This is a genomic window from Hoyosella levis, assembly GCF_026008515.1.
Taxonomy (GTDB): Bacteria; Actinomycetota; Actinomycetes; order Mycobacteriales; family Mycobacteriaceae; genus Lolliginicoccus; species Lolliginicoccus levis.
This window is the reverse complement of sequence record NZ_BQYM01000004.1, coordinates 229,122-242,470: the sequence shown is the minus strand read 5'-3', so window position 1 is coordinate 242,470 and position 13,349 is coordinate 229,122. Positions and strand designations below refer to the sequence as shown.

The 13,349-nt window shown below is 70.0% G+C and carries 15 protein-coding genes; 9 read left to right on the top strand and 6 right to left on the bottom strand.

The features are described from left to right. Nucleotides 1-53 precede the first annotated feature (53 nt). The 8 genes from QC765_RS06495 to mce1N all read left to right on the top strand — a co-directional run bounded on the left by QC765_RS06495 (nucleotide 54) and on the right by mce1N (nucleotide 7,067). Nucleotides 54-344: a glutaredoxin family protein gene (locus QC765_RS06495; protein ID WP_278313610.1), complete on the top strand. Its 291-nt coding sequence runs from the start codon at nucleotides 54-56 to the stop codon at nucleotides 342-344. Between the two features lie 278 nt (nucleotides 345-622). Beyond that, on the top strand, nucleotides 623-1,981 hold the full coding sequence (locus QC765_RS06490) for a glutamyl-tRNA reductase (protein WP_278313609.1): 1,359 nt from the start codon (nucleotides 623-625) through the stop codon (nucleotides 1,979-1,981). Further along, nucleotides 1,974-2,945 carry a hydroxymethylbilane synthase gene (gene hemC, locus QC765_RS06485; protein WP_278313608.1) on the top strand — a complete coding sequence of 324 codons (972 nt, stop codon included), beginning with the start codon at nucleotides 1,974-1,976 and terminating at the stop codon, nucleotides 2,943-2,945. Before QC765_RS06490 ends, hemC begins: the two co-directional genes overlap by 8 nt. Nucleotides 2,946-2,998: 53 nt before the next feature. Beyond that, complete coding sequence (locus tag QC765_RS06480; protein WP_278313607.1) at nucleotides 2,999-4,561, top strand: bifunctional uroporphyrinogen-III C-methyltransferase/uroporphyrinogen-III synthase; 1,563 nt, start codon at nucleotides 2,999-3,001, stop codon at nucleotides 4,559-4,561. Between the two features lie 62 nt (nucleotides 4,562-4,623). After that, entirely contained in the window at nucleotides 4,624-5,604 is a 981-nt protein-coding gene (hemB, locus tag QC765_RS06475) for a porphobilinogen synthase (RefSeq protein ID WP_278313606.1), read from the top strand. Continuing rightward, a complete protein-coding gene (locus QC765_RS06470) occupies nucleotides 5,601-6,215 on the top strand; it encodes a hypothetical protein (RefSeq protein WP_278313605.1) in 615 nt (204 codons plus the stop codon). Before hemB ends, QC765_RS06470 begins: the two co-directional genes overlap by 4 nt. After that, on the top strand, nucleotides 6,208-6,618 hold the full coding sequence (locus QC765_RS06465) for a hypothetical protein (protein WP_278313604.1): 411 nt from the start codon (nucleotides 6,208-6,210) through the stop codon (nucleotides 6,616-6,618). Before QC765_RS06470 ends, QC765_RS06465 begins: the two co-directional genes overlap by 8 nt. Continuing rightward, the gene (gene mce1N / locus QC765_RS06460) at nucleotides 6,615-7,067 is read left to right on the top strand and encodes a transport-regulating membrane protein Mce1N (protein WP_278313603.1); all 453 of its coding nucleotides are present in this window, start codon (nucleotides 6,615-6,617) and stop codon (nucleotides 7,065-7,067) included. Before QC765_RS06465 ends, mce1N begins: the two co-directional genes overlap by 4 nt. Here the strand turns inward: mce1N and QC765_RS06455 are convergent. The 6 genes from QC765_RS06455 to QC765_RS06430 are packed head-to-tail and all read right to left on the bottom strand — an operon-like array spanning nucleotide 7,035 to nucleotide 12,139. Beyond that, nucleotides 7,035-7,955: a 5-oxoprolinase subunit C family protein gene (locus tag QC765_RS06455; protein ID WP_278313602.1), complete on the bottom strand. Its 921-nt coding sequence runs from the start codon at nucleotides 7,953-7,955 to the stop codon at nucleotides 7,035-7,037. The two genes, mce1N and QC765_RS06455, sit on opposite strands and share 33 nt — an antisense overlap. After that, entirely contained in the window at nucleotides 7,952-8,578 is a 627-nt protein-coding gene (locus QC765_RS06450; protein ID WP_278313601.1) for a 5-oxoprolinase subunit B family protein, read from the bottom strand. The genes QC765_RS06455 and QC765_RS06450 overlap by 4 nt, the downstream gene beginning before the upstream one ends. A 4-nt stretch (nucleotides 8,579-8,582) precedes the next feature. Beyond that, nucleotides 8,583-9,341, bottom strand: coding sequence for a LamB/YcsF family protein (locus tag QC765_RS06445; RefSeq protein ID WP_278313600.1), 759 nt, complete (start codon nucleotides 9,339-9,341; stop codon nucleotides 8,583-8,585). Between the two features lie 28 nt (nucleotides 9,342-9,369). Next, complete coding sequence (locus QC765_RS06440) at nucleotides 9,370-10,221, bottom strand: metal ABC transporter permease (RefSeq protein WP_278313599.1); 852 nt, start codon at nucleotides 10,219-10,221, stop codon at nucleotides 9,370-9,372. Further along, nucleotides 10,218-11,054 carry a metal ABC transporter ATP-binding protein gene (locus QC765_RS06435; protein WP_278313598.1) on the bottom strand — a complete coding sequence of 279 codons (837 nt, stop codon included), beginning with the start codon at nucleotides 11,052-11,054 and terminating at the stop codon, nucleotides 10,218-10,220. Before QC765_RS06435 ends, QC765_RS06440 begins: the two co-directional genes overlap by 4 nt. Then, a complete protein-coding gene (locus QC765_RS06430; protein WP_278313597.1) occupies nucleotides 11,051-12,139 on the bottom strand; it encodes a metal ABC transporter solute-binding protein, Zn/Mn family in 1,089 nt (362 codons plus the stop codon). Before QC765_RS06430 ends, QC765_RS06435 begins: the two co-directional genes overlap by 4 nt. A 118-nt stretch (nucleotides 12,140-12,257) precedes the next feature. Here QC765_RS06430 and QC765_RS06425 point away from each other — a divergent pair, with 118 nt between their 5' ends. Further along, a complete protein-coding gene (locus QC765_RS06425; RefSeq protein WP_278313596.1) occupies nucleotides 12,258-13,346 on the top strand; it encodes a LacI family DNA-binding transcriptional regulator in 1,089 nt (362 codons plus the stop codon). Nucleotides 13,347-13,349 lie beyond the last annotated feature (3 nt).

Sequence of the window (13,349 nt, the reverse complement as noted above, 5' to 3'; positions counted from 1 at the left end):
CGCCAATGCCTGCGTGGCGGACGGGGCTTGGGCCGCGCGCCTATGCTCGGGGTGTGGGCATTGATGATTCCGGGGCAGAGGGAGTGGCGGGGGAGCGGGCGGCGGTGTTGTTGCTCGGCCGGGCGGGGTGCTCGGCGTGCGCGGCGGCGAGGTCTGTTCTCGCCGAGATGCTCGCGCCGCTCGGCATGGCGTTCGAGGAAGTCGATATCGATGAGGCCGCGGCGCGGGATCCGGAACTGCGCGAGGAGTTCGGGGATCGCGTGCCGGTGGTGCTCGTGAATGGCGTGGAACACAGTTACGGCGGGGTGGATGTGGACCGACTGCGCGCCGACCTGGCGATGTGAGGGTGCCCTTAATCAGTTGGGGCTGGTCAGGGCACTTCGGTGACTTGGAAACGGCGATCATCAACCGTTACCGTTAGACAAACAGTGCGACGGGTTTACTGTGGTTAACAGCATATCCACTGGCTGGCAAGGAGCCTTCGACGTGAGGGAACAGATCACCCCCTGGCAGCGTGCGCGCCACCAGGGAGAGGGAACATCGCTATCGTTCCCACCACTCGACGGCACCAGTGTGTGGCCCGCAGGGCCTCGTCCACGGAACGCGGGCCGGTGATGCTGCTGTGAGTATTCTGCTCCTTGGTGTGTCCCATCACAGTGCTCCGGTGCCGATCCTCGAGCGGGTCGCGTTCGCCGAGGCTGATCGCCCCAAGATGCTCGACGCCATTATGCTCTCGCCGCACGTCTCCGAGGCGATGGTCATCTCCACCTGCAACCGCGTGGAGATCTACGCCGTGGTCGACGCCTTCCACGGCGGGCTCAATGACATCACGAGGTTGCTATCCGAGCATTCCGGCCTGGATATCAATGTCCTCTCGCGCCACGCCTACGTGCACTACAGCGAAGCGGCCGTGGAGCACCTGTTCACCGTGGCAAGCGGGCTTGATTCCATCGTCGTTGGCGAGCAGCAGATCCTCGGGCAGGTCCGCACCGCCTACGCGGAATCCGACGAGCACCAGGCCGCTGGGCGGGTAGTGCATGAGCTCGCGCAGCACGCCCTGCGCGTGGGCAAGCGCGTCCATACCGAGACGGGCATTGATTCCGCGGGCGCGTCCGTGGTCTCCGTCGCGCTCGACCGCGCCCAGAAGCTACAGGGCAGCCTCGCTGGACGCAGTGCCGCCGTCATCGGCGCCGGTGCCATGGCTGGACTGGCTGTCGCGCACCTCTCCCGCGCTGGCATCGCTCGCCTCCAGATCGTCAACCGCACGCTCGACAAGGCCGCGAACCTTGCCGCGACCGCCCGCGAGAATGGCGTGGAAGCCACTGCCTCCGACCTCTCCGGGCTCATTGATGCCATTGCTTCGGCCGATGTGCTTGTTACCTGCACGGGAGCGGTGGGCTCGGTAGTCGAGCTCGGCGATGCCCACCAGGCGATGGCCCGCCGCATGGACCACGACCTCGTCATCTGCGACCTCGGGCTGCCGCGTGATGTCGAGCCCGCGATCGCTGGCCTTCCCCGGGTCCACCTGCTCGATATGGAGACGCTGCGGCGCGATCCCGGCGCCGGGGCAGCGGTCGGGGACGCGGAGGCCGCGCACTCCATCGTGGCCGATGAGCTCGCCGCCTACCTGGGCAACCAGCGGCTCGCGCAGGTCACGCCCACGGTGACCGCGCTGCGCCGCCGCGCGGCCGAGGTGGTGGAGGCCGAGCTGATGCGCCTGGACTCGAAGATCCCCGCCCTCGACGATGCGCACCGCGACGAGATCGCCAACACCGTGCGCCGCGTTGTCGACAAGCTGCTCCACGCGCCCACCGTCCGGGTCAAGCAGCTCGCGTCCTCGCCCGATGGGGGCAACTACGCCGAGGCGCTGCGGGAGCTGTTCGAGCTGACGCCAGCCACCACGGCCGCGGTCACCGCCATGACGCATGAGGTTCCCGCGGCAGGCTTCGAGCAGGCGGTACGGGGCCACGACGATGAGTGAATCGCATCGGCCGCTCCGCATCGGTACAAGGGGCAGCGTTCTCGCCCTCACCCAGGCGGGCACCGTCCGTGATGCCCTGATCGCTGGCGGCCACCCTGCGGAGCTCGTGGTCGTCCGCACCGCCGGGGACGCCTCCGCGGAACCCGTGGAGAAGATCGGTGTCGGCGTGTTCACCGCCGCCGTCCGCGACGCGCTCGCTTCCGGCGAGGTAGATGTCGCCGTCCACTCCTACAAGGACCTGCCCACCGCGGTTGACCCCCGGTTCGTCATCGCTGCGGTGCCGCCGCGCGAGGATCCCCGCGATGCCCTGGTGGCGCGGGACAACCTAGTGCTGGGCGAGCTGCCGCACGGCTCCCGGGTGGGCACGTCCGCCCCTCGGCGGGCATCCCAGCTGCGCGCCCTGGGCCTGGGTCTCGAGATCGTTCCGCTGCGCGGCAACATCGACACCCGTATTGGCCGCGTCACCTCGGGCGAGCTCGACGCCGTCGTGCTGGCCCGTGCTGGCATCGCCCGGGTCGATCGCCTCGACGAGGTCTCCGAGTCCCTGGACCCGGTGCAGATGCTGCCCGCGCCCGCGCAGGGCGCGCTCGCCGTGGAATGCCGGAGCAGCGATACCGACATCATCGCCGCGGTCGCCGCGCAGGATGACCCGGAGGCCCGTGCCGTGGTCGCTGCGGAGCGCGCGGTGCTTGCCGAGCTCGAGGCGGGCTGCACCGCGCCCGTCGGCGCGCTCGCCGTGATCGCGGAATCACTCGACGATGACGGCACCGTCCACCTCGAGCTCTTCCTGCGTGCCTGCGTGGTGGCGCTCGACGGTTCCGAGGTGATCCGTTCCTCGCGAACTGGCGCTTTGCACCAAGCCGTGCAAACCGGCCAAGAACTTGCCCGCGAACTGCTTGACTTAGGCGCACGGGACATCATGCCTGCCACGCGGGAGGCGGATCCTGATCCGCCCGGGCAGTGATCCCCGCAGCCAGCCCCGTGACACACCATTGCGACCTGACTGGAGTTTCGCCGATGAGCCGAGCACGCAAGAGCACACCTGGCCGGATCCTCTTTGTCGGATCCGGGCCAGGGGATCCGGCTCTGCTGACCCTGCGCGCGAAGCAGGTCCTCGAGTCGACGGCGGTCGCTTTTGTCGATGCTGACGTCAGCGAGGCCGTAGTCGGCCTCGTCGGGGAGTGCTTGTGCACCGGCACCGACGACTCCCCATCGCTCGACGTCAAGCCTGCTCTCGGGGAGCCCGCGGAAGTCGCGCGCACGCTCGTCGCCGAGGCCCGCAAGGGCCACGATGTGGTGCGGCTCGTCGCCGGCGATCCGATGACCACTGATTCGGTGCTCGCCGAGATCACTGCGGTGGCCAGGACCCAGGTGCAGTTCGAGGTCGTGCCGGGGCTCGCCCCGGGCTGTGTCGTTCCCGCATATGCGGGCATGCCGCTGGGCGCCGGGCACACCGTGGCCGACGTGCGTTGCAATGTCGATTGGTCCGCGCTCGCCGCCGCCCCCGGCCCGCTGGTGCTCCACGCCACCTCCAGCCATCTCGCGGAGGTCGCCAGCGCGCTCGTCGAGCATGGCCTCGCGCCCCAGACCCCCGCGGCCATCACCATCAGCGGTACCACCTGCAAGCAGCGCACCGTCGAGGCCACCCTCGCAACCCTCAACACGGCCGGGGCAGACCTGCAGGGAGCCTTGATCGTCACCGTCGGCAAGGTTGTTGCTGCCCGCGGCAAGATGTCCTGGTGGGAGACCCGCGACCTGTATGGCTGGACCGTCCTGGTGCCGCGCACCAAGCACCAGGCGGGGGAGATGAGCGAGCGGCTCGTCGACTTCGGCGCGATCCCCATCGAGGTGCCCACGATCTCGGTGGAGCCCCCGCGCAGCCCCGCGCAGATGGAGCGCGCCGTCAAGGGCCTCGTCGACGGCCGGTACCAGTGGGTCGTCTTCACCTCGACCAACGCGGTCAAGGCCGTGTGGGAGAAGTTCGAGGAGTTCGGTCTCGACGCCCGGGCATTCTCTGGAGTAAAGATCGCCTGCGTGGGCGAGGCCACCGCCGAGAAGGTGCGGGCCTTCGGCATCACCCCCGAGCTCGTTCCCTCGGGGGAGCAGTCCAGCCTCGGGCTGCTCGCGGACTTCCCGCCCTACGACGACGTCCTCGATCCCGTCGATCGGGTGCTGCTCCCGCGCGCTGACATCGCCACCGAGACGCTGGCCGAGGGTCTTCGCGAGCGCGGCTGGGAGATCGACGATGTCACCGCTTACCGCACTGTCCGTGCCGCCCCGCCGTCCGCCGAGATCCGCGAGATGATCAAGACCGGTGGCTTCGACGCGGTTCTGTTCACGTCTTCCTCCACCGTTCGCAACCTCGTCGGCATCGCCGGAAAGCCCCATCAGCGCACCATCGTGGCCTGCATCGGGCCGAAGACCGCGGAGACCGCGATCGAGTTCGGCCTGCGCGTGGATGTTCAGCCGGAGACCGCGCAGGTAGGCGCGCTCGTCGATGCGCTCGCTGCCCACGCGTCCTACTTGCGGGCCGAGGGGCTGCTGCCGCCGCCGCGCAAGAGGTCCCGCGCGCGCCGCTGAGGTAGGCTGCTGACGATCGGGCGGCCCCCCGTCCTGCGACCCTCGATGCCGAGGAAAGGCTCATGTTTCCTACGGACCGTCCGCGGCGACTGCGGACCACCCCTGCCCTGCGCCGGCTCGTTGCCGAGCATGACGTGGACCCGCGCCAGCTGGTGCTGCCGATGTTCGTCGCTGACGGACTGACCGAGCCGCGCCCCATCGCGTCCATGCCCGGCGTGGTGCAGCACACCCTCGAGACCGCGCGCCGCGCTGCCGCGGAGGCCACCGAGGCGGGAGTGGGCGGGCTCATGCTCTTCGGGGTGCCCGAGCCCACGGACAAGGACGCCGATGGCAGCGCGGGATGCGACCCCAGCGGCATCCTCAACCGATCCTTGGGCCAGCTGCGTACCGACCTCGGCGACAGCACGGTCCTGATGGCCGACACCTGCCTCGACGAGTTCACCGACCACGGCCACTGCGGGGTCCTCGACGAGCAAGGACGCGTGGACAACGACGCCACGCTCGAGCATTACGCACGCCTCGCCGTCGCCCAGGCCAGCGCCGGGGCGCACATCGTCTCGCCCAGCGGAATGATGGACGGGCAGGTTGGGCGCATCCGTGGCGCGCTCGACGACGCGGGTCACCAGGACGTAGCGATCCTCGCCTACTCGGCGAAATACGCATCAGCGCTGTATGGCCCGTTCCGCGAGGCCGTAGGTTCCTCCCTCAAGGGCACTCGGGCGAGCTACCAGCAGGACCCCGCGAACGCGCGCGAATCACTTCGAGAGGTCACCCTCGATCTCGCCGAAGGCGCTGACATGGTGATGGTCAAGCCCGCGATGATGTACCTCGACATCATTCGCGACGTCGCTGCCGCGTCGACGGTTCCCGTCGCCGCGTACCAGGTATCTGGCGAGTACTCGATGATCAGCGCCGCCGCCGAGCGCGGCTGGATCGACAAGGACCGCGCCATCCTTGAATCGTTGCTCAGCATTCACCGCGCCGGCGCCGGGATCATCCTCACCTACTGGGCCACCGAGGCCGCGAGGATGCTGCGGTCATGACCCACGATCCCTCGCCGCCACCCGGCCCGCCGAGCCGCGACCCCTGGCAGCCGCCGCCCCGGCACGCGCAGCGCCCGGCACCCGCGGGCGGGCACACCGGCAAGCGTGGCGGGAAGCGGCGCGTCCCCCCGCACGATGTCGTCACCGCCTACCAGGTGTGGCTCATCATCATCCTGCTCGGCGCGCTTGCCATCCCCTTCCGCCTGGCCCGCATGGGGCAGGACATCGACACCCTCGCCGAGCGGATCCTCGAGCAGTCGGAGCAGCAGTCAGCGGACCTCGAGCTCACCCTCGAGCAGGCCCGGATCTTCTCCTGGGTCGCTATCGGCATGCTGGGGCTCGTCCTGCTGTTGCTGCTAGGCGTCATCCTTTTCGCGGCGCGCGCGATGCTGCGCGGCAAGCAATGGGGCCGCGTCGGCCTGTCCGCGCTCGCCATCGTCTTCGTCCTCCTCGCCATCCCGGTGTTCTTCGCCGCACGCGGCGAGGGCGTCCTCGTGTTCATCGATTCGGGGATCAGCCTCGTGCAGGCAGTGTTCGGGGTAGGCGCGCTCATCGCGATGCACCGGGCCGAGTCCACCCGCTACTTCCTGGGGGAGGACATCAATGGGTGATCAGCCCGTCCGGCCCACGGTCGTCACGGCCGCCTACTGGCTATGGTTCGCCGCGTCCGCCGTGCTCGTGCTGATGGGCCTCGCCTGGTTGTTCGTCGACATCGAGACACTGCGCAGCGAGCAGCCCGACCTGCAGGAACCAGGCAGGCTGCGCGACCTCCTCCGGATGTTCGGTGGCATCGCGCTCGCCGCCGGGATATTCATCGCCTACGTTGCCGGACGGGTCCGCAAGGGCGAACCACGGTTCCGCCGGGCCCTTGTCGCGTTCTCCATCATGATCATCCTGTACGAGGCCGCCACGTTCCCCCTCGCCGGGATGTTTGCCCTGCTGGTGATCGTGCCCCTCGCCGCCGCCTGCTTTCTCGTGTACCGGCCCACGGCCCAGCCCTGGTTCGTGGAATGACCGGGCTCGCGCTGCCATTCGAGGAGCAGGGCGCGCGCTGGCGGACCCTGCTCATCGTGCCGATCGGATGCGTGACCGGCATCGTCATCGAGGCGTTCATGCCGGGGCCCGTGCACTGGCTGGGCTGGGCCATCGCCGTGGTGCTGGTGGCGCTCGTCTTCGCGTGGCAGATCGCTGCCGCCCGCGCCCACGTCAGCGTGTATTGCGACGAGCGGATCCTGCGGCAAGGCACCGAGGTCATCGAGATCGGCACCATCGCGGAAGTGCTGCCTGCCGCGGTAGGCCATGAGGAGCCCGACTGGTGGTCGGCGCGCGCGCTGGGCGAGCTCCCGACGGTGCCGCGGCGCCGCAACGGGATCGGGCTCCGGCTGCGCGACGGCAGCACCGTGCAGGCGTGGGCTCGCGATGACGAATCGCTACGGAGCATCCTCGCCGACCTCGTTGGCTGAGCTGCCGGGCCCACGCTGCCCGCTTGCCACGGCATTGAACCGCACCTGGTCGCCGGGGCGGAGCTGGCCCACCGCATCAACATCGAGAACCACGCCGATCACGGGATAGCCGCCGGTGACGGGATGATCCCGCAGGAATACCACCGGTTGCCCCGAAGGCGGCACCTGGATGGCACCGGGCATCATGCCCTCGCTGGGCAGCTCGTTCTCCCGGGCCCGCTCAAGGGGCTCCGGACACTCCAGCCGGACCCCCGCCCGGCTTGCCTCCGCGGTCACCTCGAACATGCTGCCGCACAGCACTGCCCATGCTTCCGGGGTGAACCAGTCGTCGCGCGGGCCACGCAGTACCGGCAGGTGCACGGGCCCCGCGCGAGGCGGGACGATCAAGGGCGGCAGCAGTGTCGCCGCCGGCCAGGAAGCGCTGCCATCGCCGAGCTCCAGCAGGTCCCCGGCCGCGAGCGGGGGAGGCCCGAGGCCCGAGAGGGTGTCGGTGCTGCGGCTGCCGAGCACGCGGGCACCGCGGAACCCGCCCCGCGCCGCGAGGTAGGAGCGGCAGCCTGATTCCGGTGCCTCCACCTCCAGGTGATCGCCGGGCTCGAGCCACAGCAGGTGGTGCGCGGCGTGCGCCCTGCCGTTGATGCGGGATCCTGCCGCCGCGCCGGTGATCGCGCAGCACACGGTGCGCAGCGCCCGGGCCTCGAAGCCGCCGAGGGTGATCTCGATGCACGCCATGCCGGGCTGGTTGCCCACGAGCCTGTTCGCGGCCCGGTAGGCGCCGAGGTCCGCGGCGCCCGACCAGGTGACGCCCTGGGCTGAGTAGCCGGGGCGGCCCTCGTCCTGCAGCAGCGCGAGCGGGCCTGTGGCGGTGACCTCGAGCGCCGCCGTCATGGCTCGGCCTGCTCGAAGCGCACGCGCATTCCGGGGCGCAGCAGCGCGGGCGGATCGCGCTCAGGGTCCCACAGGATCGCGTCGGTCGTGCCGATGAGGTTCCAGCCGCCGGGGGAGGAGCGCGGGTAGATGCCACTGAACTGCCCGGCGAGGCCCACGCTGCCGGCGGGCACCCGGGTGCGGGGGGATTCGCGGCGCGGCACGGCGAGCGGGTTGTCATCGCGGGAGAGGTAGGCGAACCCGGGCGCGAACCCGCCGAACGCCACGAGCCAGGGCTGCCGGGTATGGGCGGCGATGATCTGGTCACGGTCGAGGCCGGTGTGCTCGGCGACGTCGGAAAGGTCGGGGCCGTCGTAGCGGACCTCGATGGTGACCGTGGTGGGCTCGCTGGGGTCGTGCGCGGCGGGGGAGAGGTCGGTGAGCAGCGCGCTGATCTCCGCGCGGGGTAGCGGAGCGCCGGGCCTCGCCCGCACGAGCAGGGTCGTGGCGGCGGGCACGAGATCGGCCACGCCAGGAAGCTGGGCCTGGAGCAGGCTCGCGTAGGCGGCGTGCACGGTGGCGAGATCGGCGAGCTCGATCAGGAGCGCGTCCTGGCCCATCTCGAGGATCCGCGGGGTCGCCATGGGCTCAGCAGAAGGGTCGCACGTCGATGCCCTGGCCTGTGAGCGCTTCGCGCACTGTCTGGGCGATGCCGACGGCTCCCTGGGTATCGCCATGCACGCAGAGCGATTCCGCGCTGATGGCTACGGGCTTGCCATTGATGCTGGTGATCGTGCCGTCGTGGACCAGCTGGAGGGCGCGGTCAGCGATGGCGGCGGGCTCGTGGAGCACGGAGCCCTCCTCCCGGCGCGAGACGAGCGTGCCGTCGTCGTGGTAGGCGCGGTCGGCGAAGGCCTCGGTGACGGCGCGCAGCCCGGCATCGCGCGCGTGCTCGTGCAGCGCGGACCCTGGCAGGCACAGCACGGGAAGGCTGGGATCGTAGCGGGTGACCGCGGCGATGACGGCACGCGCCTGGTCCTCATGGTGGACGACCGCGTTGTAGAGCGCGCCGTGCGGCTTGACGTATCGAACGCGGCTGCCGGATGCGCGAGCGAGGCCATCGAGCGCGCCGAGCTGGTAGAGCACGTCGGCCTCGAGGTCGGGGGGCGCGATGTCGATGAACCGGCGGCCGAACCCGGCGAGGTCGGGGTAGCTGACCTGGGCGCCGATGATGACGCCGCTGGCCGCTGCGGCGGCGCACGTGTCGAGGAGGGTGCGGGCGTCGCCGGCGTGGAAGCCGCATGCGACATTGGCGCTCGTGACCACGCCGAGCATGGCCGAGTCGTCACCGAGGGTCCAGGTGCCGTAGCTCTCGCCGAGGTCGCAATTGAGGTCGATCGCGGGCATGCCTCTACCGTGCCACATCGCGCGGGGATCAGGGCGCGGCTGCGGTGCGAGATCCGATCATCCGGCACACCACGTAGATGAGGAACGCGATGCTGGTGACGAACACGGACACGGGCACCCCGGGCGCGAGCGACAGAACCAGTCCGCCGACGGCGGCGGTGAGCGCGAACACGAGGGTGAGCAGGGTCAGGATGGCCGGGCTCGCGGTCACCCGGCTCGCGGCGGCCGCGGGGGTGACGAGCAGGGCGAGCACGAGCAGGGCGCCGACGATCTGCACGCCGATGGAGACGGTGAGTCCCACGAGGATCGCGAAGACGATCGAGAGCGCCTGGACGGGGACCCCGCGCGCGGCAGCGACCTCGGGATCCATGCTGGCGAACAGCAGCGGCCGGTAGACGACGGCGAGGAGGATGAGCACGATCGCGGCGGTGGCGAGCAGCAGCCGCAGCCCGATGCTATTGACGGTGACGACCTGGCCGACGAGGAGGGCGAACTGGTTCACGGTGCGGTCGGGGTTCAGCCACAGGAACAGCACGGCGAGCCCGAGACCGAAGGACAGGATCACCCCGATGATGGCATCGCGCTCGCGGGAGCGGAGCCCGAGGATGCCAAAGAGCAGCGCCGCGGAGAGCGAGCCGATGATGGCGCCGTAGCCGACGGAGATGCCGAGCAGCAGGCCTCCGGCCGCGCCCATCACGGAGAGCTCGCTGGTGCCGTGGACGGCGAAGGACATCTGGCGGGTGATGATCAGAGGCCCGATGAGCCCGGCGAGCACGGCGAGGATCGCGCTGGCGAGCAGCGCGTGCTGGACGAACGAGCGGGAGAGAAGATCTGCGGTGGTCGAGAAATCGACGAGCTGGGCGAGGAAGGTGGACATCATTGCTCCGCGTGGTGCTCGTGGCCCGCGCGCCCGAGCACGTCGATCGTGTCGCCGGTGCCGATCACGACGAGGCGATCGCGCACGGAGATGACCTCGACCTCGGTGCGGTAGAGGTCCGAGAGGACCTCCGAGGTCATGACCTGCTCTGGCGGACCGACGCGGAACCGGCCCTCGACGAAGTACACGACCGTATCGACCATGGGGAGGACGGGATTGATCTCGTGGGTCACGAATAGCACGGCGGTATCGGCGAGGTGGCGGCGCGCGTCGATGAGCTCGGCGACGCGGCGCTGGCTGGCGAGGTCGAGGCTGAGCAGGGGCTCATCGCAGAGCAGCACGCCGGGGTCGGAGACGAGCGCTTGCGCCACGCGCAGGCGTTGCTGCTCGCCGCCGGAGAGCTGGCCGACGGGCATGTCCGCGTAGTCGGCCGCGCCGACCGCGGCGATGGCCTCCTCGACGCGCTCGGCCTTCTCCCGCCGCTTCCGGCCAGGGAGGGGCAGGCCCCACCGGTGGCCGTCGTAGCCGAGGCCAACGAGATCGCGGCCGCGCAGGCCGAGCCCGCGGTCGAGCGTCTTCTGCTGCGGGATGTAGCCGATGCGGGGGTCGCCGACGCGGACGTTCGCGCCGAACGCATGGGCTGTGCCCGAGCTGAGCGGCTGCACGCCGAGCAGTACCTTCAGCAGCGACGTCTTGCCGGAGCCATTGGGGCCGAGGACGGCGACGAACTCGCCGGGCCGCACCGTCAGGTCGAGGTGCTCCCAGATGGTGCGGTTGCCGTAGCGCAGCTGGGCCGCCCTGAGCTCGATGACGTCATCGAGCTGGTGATCGGTCATTCCTGGTCCAGTGCTTCCACGACGGCATCGAGGATCGAATCCATCCACTCAAGGTAGCTCATGCCCGCGGGCACGGCCTCGGTGACGGCAACGATGGGGGTGCCGCTGGCCTCGGCGCGATCACGCATGATGCGGGTGGTGGGGGACTCCCGGGTCGCGTTGTACATCAGCACCGCGGCCTCCTGGTCATCGAGTAGATCGCTGAAGGCAGCGGTGACGCGGGCGGCCGGGTCGGTGCCGTTCTCGACGGCGAGCACGAACTCGCGCGGCGCGATATCGACCAGCCCGAGCTCGTCGAGCAGGTATTCGGTGAGCGGCTCGGTCTGCGCGACCTCGGTGCCCTCGTGCGCGGCGCGGATGCTGGCCGCGCGGTCCTCGATGATTCCGATCTGCTCAGTGAACGCGGCGGCGTTGGCCTGGTATGCCTCGGCGCCGGCCGGGTTCATCTCGCTGAGCTCCCCGGCGAGGCGGTCAGCGACAGCGCTCATGGTGTGGAGGTCGAACCAGATGTGCTCGTTGACCGGGCCGTGCTCGTGGCCGTCGTCGTGGCCGTGCGCACCCTCGGGAGCGTCGTGGCTGTCTTCGCCATGACTATCCCCAGCTTCGTGGTCACCCTCGTCGTGCGCATCGTGATCGTCGTGATCCGCATCATCAGGCGTCGCGCCTTGATCGTGTCCATCGTGGTCACCAGTATGCCCCGGGTCGGCCTCGTGGTCATGCTCGAGGTGGATGTCGTAGGCATTGATGCTGCGGGGAGCGGGGCTCGTGGACTCGAGCGCATCGGCGATGAACTGGTCATAGCCGCCGCCGTTGTGCAGGACGAGGTCGGCGTCCTGGATGGTGGCGATATCGCGGGGGGAGGTCTCGTAGTGGTGGGGGTCCATGGCGGGATCGCTGACGAGGGCGTCGATGGTGAAGTCCTCGCCGCCGATGAGCTCCGCGATGCTGGCCCAGGTGGCGGTGCTGGTGACGATGGTGGTCCCGGTGGTGGACGGTTCATCGGCCGACGCTCCGCACGCGGCGAGGCCGAGCGAGGCTAGCGCGAGCGAGGCAGTGGCAGCACCGATGCGGGTGTGGGCGCGCACGGTTCCCCCTTGTTATCCGAAATGGTTATGGTTTCCATGTCAGTCTACGGGTGACGGGGCCAGTACGAAAACTCGAATCCATGCAATGCCCCGCGCAACCCCGATAACGTCCACCACTATGTCCCGAACCCCCCGGCCACGACGACGGGTCACGCTCGCTTCCCTCGCCGCGGAGCTCAAGGTATCGCGCACCACCGTGTCCAACGCCTATAACCGCCCTGACCAGCTCTCCCCCGAGCTGCGCGAGCGCGTGCTCAACGCTGCCAAGGAGCTTGGCTACTCCGGCCCCGACCCTGTCGCGCGCTCCCTGCGGACCCGCCGTGCCGACACCATCGGGCTGCTGCTCGACCAGCCGCTGAGCTACTCGTTCCGCGACCCCGCCGCCGTGGACTTCGTCGCGGGACTCGCCAATGCCTGCGACGCCGCGGGGCGGGCCCTGCTCATCGTGCCCGCGGCCCCCGAGCACGAGCCCGGTGCCGCCGCGGATGTCGTCAACAAGGCCAGTGTCGACGGCTTCGTCGCCTACTCGGTCGCCGAGGACGATCCCTATCTCGACGCCGCGATGGAACGCCACCTCCCCCTTGTCGTCTGCGACCAGCCGGCCGGGATAGAGGGCACCGTCCGCATCGGCATCGACGACCACGCCGCCATGCTCGGGCTAGCCGGAATCGTGCTAGGCCTCGGGCATCGCCGCATCGGCGTGCTCGCGATGCGCCTCGGCGAGAACAGGCGTGACGGCATTACCACGCTCGACGCAGCCCTGGCCTCCCGGTACAGCGTCCAGCGCGACCGCATCCAGGCCATCGCCGACGCTGCCGCGCAGCAGCCGCACGAGGTGGCCCTGACGATCATCGAGACCGCCAGCCACACCCGGGAGGCGGGGGCGCGCGCCGCCCGGGCAGCATTCGAGCAGGACCCCGGAATCACCGCGTTGCTCTGCACCACTGACGTGCTTGCTCTCGGCGCGATGACGTGGGCTGCCGAGCACGGTATCGGCATCCCCGACGACCTGAGCGTCACCGGGTTCGACGGCACCGCCGATGCCATGCAGGCCGACCTCACCACCGTCGTCCAGCCGTCGGAGGAGAAGGGCCAGCGGGCCGGTGAGATCCTCATGGCCCTCGCCACCAGCCACGACAGCCGCGAGGAACTGCTGCCCACCACCATCCACCGTGGCTCCACCATTGCCGCGCCACGGCAGCGCTGATCG

Excerpts from the sequence above, each read along its gene's own strand:
- hemC (WP_278313608.1), top strand. The coding sequence starts at position 1,974 with ATGAGTGAATCGCATCGGCCGCTCCGCATCGGTACAAGGGGCAGCGTT.
- QC765_RS06480 (WP_278313607.1), top strand. The coding sequence starts at position 2,999 with ATGAGCCGAGCACGCAAGAGCACACCTGGCCGGATCCTCTTTGTCGGA.
- hemB (WP_278313606.1), top strand. The coding sequence starts at position 4,624 with ATGTTTCCTACGGACCGTCCGCGGCGACTGCGGACCACCCCTGCCCTG.
- QC765_RS06470 (WP_278313605.1), top strand. The coding sequence starts at position 5,601 with ATGACCCACGATCCCTCGCCGCCACCCGGCCCGCCGAGCCGCGACCCC.
- QC765_RS06465 (WP_278313604.1), top strand. The coding sequence starts at position 6,208 with ATGGGTGATCAGCCCGTCCGGCCCACGGTCGTCACGGCCGCCTACTGG.
- mce1N (WP_278313603.1), top strand. The coding sequence starts at position 6,615 with ATGACCGGGCTCGCGCTGCCATTCGAGGAGCAGGGCGCGCGCTGGCGG.
- QC765_RS06455 (WP_278313602.1), bottom strand. The coding sequence starts at position 7,955 with ATGACGGCGGCGCTCGAGGTCACCGCCACAGGCCCGCTCGCGCTGCTG.
- QC765_RS06450 (WP_278313601.1), bottom strand. The coding sequence starts at position 8,578 with ATGGCGACCCCGCGGATCCTCGAGATGGGCCAGGACGCGCTCCTGATC.
- QC765_RS06445 (WP_278313600.1), bottom strand. The coding sequence starts at position 9,341 with ATGCCCGCGATCGACCTCAATTGCGACCTCGGCGAGAGCTACGGCACC.
- QC765_RS06440 (WP_278313599.1), bottom strand. The coding sequence starts at position 10,221 with ATGATGTCCACCTTCCTCGCCCAGCTCGTCGATTTCTCGACCACCGCA.
- QC765_RS06435 (WP_278313598.1), bottom strand. The coding sequence starts at position 11,054 with ATGACCGATCACCAGCTCGATGACGTCATCGAGCTCAGGGCGGCCCAG.
- QC765_RS06425 (WP_278313596.1), top strand. The coding sequence starts at position 12,258 with ATGTCCCGAACCCCCCGGCCACGACGACGGGTCACGCTCGCTTCCCTC.